The organism is Nocardia sp. NPDC058497 (assembly GCF_042720195.1).
Classification (GTDB): domain Bacteria; phylum Actinomycetota; class Actinomycetes; order Mycobacteriales; family Mycobacteriaceae; genus Nocardia.
Genome location: NZ_JBHXMY010000554.1, coordinates 1 through 3,870, shown reverse-complemented (window position 1 = coordinate 3,870; position 3,870 = coordinate 1). Strand labels below are relative to the sequence as shown.

Sequence of the window (3,870 nt, the reverse complement as noted above, 5' to 3'; positions counted from 1 at the left end):
GACTTGTCGAGTCCGCGGGCGCTGCGCGTTCGAACCGGCCGGGAATCACCTGAACGGGCCGGAATCGCCGCCCAACTCATCCTCGGACTTATCTGCGGCTGCTGGTGGTACCGAATAGTTAGTATCGTTGCGCGATAGTATCGCCACACGGTATTATGTGACCCGTGATCCGCTCATTCAAGGATGGTGACACTGAAGCCATCTGGAACCTCACCTATGTCAAGCGGTTCAGTCCACAACTGTCCCGCCAGGCGCGGATCAAGATGCAACTTATCGACGCCGCTGGGAGTCTGAACGACCTGCGCGTTCCGCCAGGAAACCGGCTCGAGAAACTCAGCGGTGACCGCGGCGGCCAACACAGTATCCGCGTCAACGACCAATGGAGACTGTGTTTCCGCTGGTACGACGGAGCGCACGAGCTCGAGCTAGCGGACTATCACTAGCAGGAAGGAGTAGACAGTGACCGACTTCAGCCCCGTTCACCCCGGAGAAATTCTCCTCACGGAGTTCCTCGAGCCACTGGGTATCAGCCAGTACGCGATCGCGAAGGCAACAGGGCTACCTCTCACCAGGATCAACGCGATCGTCCACGGCAAGCGGGCCATCACCGCTGAAACGGGTCTTCGTCTCGCTCGCGGACTCGGTCTGACCGACATGTTCTGGATCAACATGCAGGCGCGATACGACGCGGATATCGCCCGCTCCGCTATTGGCGACGACCTCACTCACATCACTCCGCTGGCGGGTTAGTTCGCCGCCGGTCGCTGAGAAGTCCAGGCAATCGGAGCACCCAAGGGTGCCGGTGTCGTATCCCCACTTCCCCGACCTCCCGATCACCATGCCCCGATAGACCCTCTCGGCCAACACTTCTGGCCGCGCGTCGGATGGACGCGTGGCTGGTTGGACCGTGGCGAAGGTGTGCACTCCCGGCCGTCACGGTGCGTACGTGCGAGGCGTACGACAGTGGTACTCGCAGACGGCTGGATTAATGGGTTGGCTGCTCCCCGGTCGGGCTCGTCGGTGACGACCGCGAATGGCCCGGGGCCTGAGGTGCGAAACAGGCAGTTCGTGGTCCGCGCGCGGGAGTGTTGAGACTCCTGGCGTCAGGACGACGACCCCGGCATCAGAGCACTCCGAGGAGGTGCAGGTAGGGTTGTCCCTACGGTGCGAACAGGTTGGTTCTGCTTCGTACCCAGGCCCTCGGTGAGCGTTGGAGCGCTCCCGGGGGCCGATCTCTGTGCGCGACGCTACACCTCGGGTAACGAATCGGCAAACAGCTTGGCGCTCACGTCTACAGCGCTGGAACCCAGGAAACGCTGCGCTGCCCGCACCGATCCCGCCGACGTCTGTCGGCCAGCGCCGACGCGCGAAACGTGAAGCGCCCGCGGACTTCCGAGTCCGCGGCCACTTCGCCGTTAGCTCTGCGTGTGCGTAGGGGGCTGAACGTGCTACGCGCCCAATATCTTCGGTGCTGAGCCAAACGACGTGGCTGATCTCCGGTGCAGCACATAGACTTTCCGTTATCGATGTGTAACAGGTGATGATCCGAGGGGGAGCTGTGCCGTTACCGCCGGGAACGATGGCGACTCTGCATCGCGCCGCGGAGCGCGGTGACGGTACCGCCATGCACAATCTCGCCAACATCTACTACGACCACAGCGATTTCGATGCCGCCGAGCACTGGTTCCGGCGAGCCGCCGCCGCGGGACACACCCGCGCGATGAACAACCTCGCGGTCCTGCTCGACAAGCTCGGCGAGGTCGACGAGGCCGAATCCTGGTACCGCCGTGCGGCTGCCGGTGGCAACGCCAACGCCATGTACAACCTGGCGACCCTGCTCTACCAGTGCGGTGACCGCCGCGATGCCGAAACCTGGTACCACCACGCGGCTTTCGCCGGCAACGTCGACGCGATGTACAACCTCGCCCGCCTCTTCGAGGACCAGAACCGCCTCGACGACGCCGAAGCCTGGTACCGCGACGCCGCCGACAACGGCGACATCGACGCCATCAACAACCTCGGCATGCTCCTGCGCCGCCGCGGCGCCCTCACCGAAGCCCGCCGCTGCTTCCGCCGCGCCGCCGACCTCGGCCACCCCCGAGCCATGTCCAACCTCGCCGCCCTCCTCGATTCCCAAGGCGCCCACCGCGAAGCCGAATCCTGGTACCGCCGCGCGGCGGGCTGAGCGGCTTCGCTAACTCGCCGCGAGTCGTTGGTTGGCGAGCTGATTGAGCGACACGTTCATCTCGGCGGCCTCCCGGACGAGCCGGGCATGCAGCTCAGCCGAGGTGCGCACGAGAAACTTGCCGCTGTAGCTGCGTTCCGCCAGCGGTGGCGGGACCGGTTCGCCGTTCACCGCGAGGTCATCGATCGTGTCGGCCACCAACGCCCGGATACCGACGAGGGCCTCCGTCTGGTCCGCCGCCATCCACGACAGGGATGGGAACTCCGCACACAGACCAACGAATTCGTCGTCTTCTGGCGACCAGAGGACGCGGTAGGCATAGTGCCGAGGGTCGTATCGTTCGGTCATCAGACGTCTTGTCGGCGGGGCGGGCCGAAGTACTCGCGGCACACCAGGTCGAGGTCGGAGTACCTGACGTTGGTTGGCGACTCTCGCATCGTGGCGAGAATCTTCCCGGCCTTTCCCATCACTCAATAGTATCGCGGGCGATACTGCTCGTCCAGTGGTGGTCGATGGGACGAGTTGGCTGCCGAGCTAAGGGACGGGGGTCCGGGTTGAATGTTTCGTGATGTTCGCGAGATGGTCGCCGGAGGTTGAAAAGGTGGCTGAGCACGGGTTTCTCGGGGTGGTAGCGAATCGCAAACAAGTTACCCAAAAGTATTGATACCGAGCGGTTTTCCAGCAAACCTCACCCAACATGATGGGGCGCAGCAATTTTCCGGCGTTCGGGGTGCGGGGATTTGCGGGTGGGTATAACGTCTCGTTTCGATAAACCTCTCGATGACAGGCCGGGGCGTGTGAATTCTCTCGACGGCTGCCTGAAACGCATCATGGATATTCCCGGTGCGTGCAGCGTGACACTGGTGGATGGGGCCAGCGGGTTGGCGATTGCCGCCGCTGGAGTGCACGACATCGTCGACGAACACGAGGATGCCGCGGGGACGACGGATGTGGTGCGGGCGGCGCTGAGCTGTTCGGCGCTGGCGACCGGGCGCCCCGACGACGACATCACCGAGATCGTCGTCTGCCGCACCGGCGGATTCCACCTGTTGCACCTGGTCGACGGCGATTTCGAGGGCAGGCTGTTCGTGCACGTCGTCTTCGACGGTGACACCGGCAATCTCGGGATGGCCCGGTATCAGCTGCGGGCCGCGCTCGAGGAACTGACGGGCGGGCCGCGATGAGCGTGGCACTCGCCGAGGAACTGCACCGGCTCGAGGAACAGGGATCGACCGGGGTACTGCGGGCCGGGGACGGGGAGTTCCATCTGGCGCGCGGCGCGATCGCCTCGGCGGGCTGCCGTCGCACCATCGGTCTGGACCGGCTCGTCGTCGAGGCGGGCGTGGCGACGGCCGAGGACTGGCGCAGGGCGGGCGCGGGCGATCCCGGCCGGCTATTGCAGAAGCCGCGACTGGAAACCCTTGCGCTGCTGTCGGTTTTCGACGCCGCGTACTTCCTGCTCGCCTCCTCGGCCGAACCGGAATTCCGGCCGGCGCCCGAACACTGGCTGGCCCCGGTCTGTCGCATCGCACCCCGCGCACTGGTCCACGAATGCGCCCGCCGCAGCGACCGGGGACCATGGCCCGCCGACCTGGTCGCCGCGGTACCGGTGGTGCCCGCGCGCCGGGTGCGCCGCAATCGCGTGGTCCTCACCGGCGGCCACGCCGAGGTCCTGGCCGCCGCCG

Annotated in this window: 5 protein-coding genes and 1 pseudogene; 5 read left to right on the top strand and 1 reads right to left on the bottom strand. The window is 65.4% G+C overall.

From position 1 onward, the window contains the following. Nucleotides 1-164 precede the first annotated feature (164 nt). The 3 genes from ACFWPJ_RS27080 (at nt 165) to ACFWPJ_RS27070 (ending at nt 2,185) form a co-directional block, all read left to right on the top strand. Complete coding sequence (locus ACFWPJ_RS27080) at nt 165-443, top strand: type II toxin-antitoxin system RelE/ParE family toxin (RefSeq protein WP_378855445.1); 279 nt, start codon at nt 165-167, stop codon at nt 441-443. A 16-nt stretch (nt 444-459) separates the two neighbouring features. Then, entirely contained in the window at nt 460-750 is a 291-nt protein-coding gene (locus ACFWPJ_RS27075; RefSeq protein WP_378855443.1) for a HigA family addiction module antitoxin, read from the top strand. 829 nt (nt 751-1,579) lie between these two features. Then, on the top strand, nt 1,580-2,185 hold the full coding sequence (locus ACFWPJ_RS27070) for a tetratricopeptide repeat protein (protein ID WP_378855441.1): 606 nt from the start codon (nt 1,580-1,582) through the stop codon (nt 2,183-2,185). Nucleotides 2,186-2,194: 9 nt separating this feature from the next. Here the strand turns inward: ACFWPJ_RS27070 and ACFWPJ_RS27065 are convergent, their stop codons facing one another. After that, a complete protein-coding gene (locus tag ACFWPJ_RS27065; RefSeq protein ID WP_378855439.1) occupies nt 2,195-2,533 on the bottom strand; it encodes a type II toxin-antitoxin system HicB family antitoxin in 339 nt (112 codons plus the stop codon). Nucleotides 2,534-3,048: 515 nt separating this feature from the next. Between ACFWPJ_RS27065 and ACFWPJ_RS27060 the strand changes: the two genes are divergently transcribed. Together ACFWPJ_RS27060 and ACFWPJ_RS27055 are read left to right on the top strand one after the other, a co-directional pair. Further along, nucleotides 3,049-3,369, top strand: coding sequence for a hypothetical protein (locus ACFWPJ_RS27060; protein WP_378855437.1), 321 nt, complete (start codon nt 3,049-3,051; stop codon nt 3,367-3,369). Then, a pseudogene (locus ACFWPJ_RS27055) lies at nt 3,366-3,870 on the top strand (hypothetical protein); the annotation flags it as partial. The gene ACFWPJ_RS27060 and the pseudogene ACFWPJ_RS27055, both read left to right, overlap by 4 nt.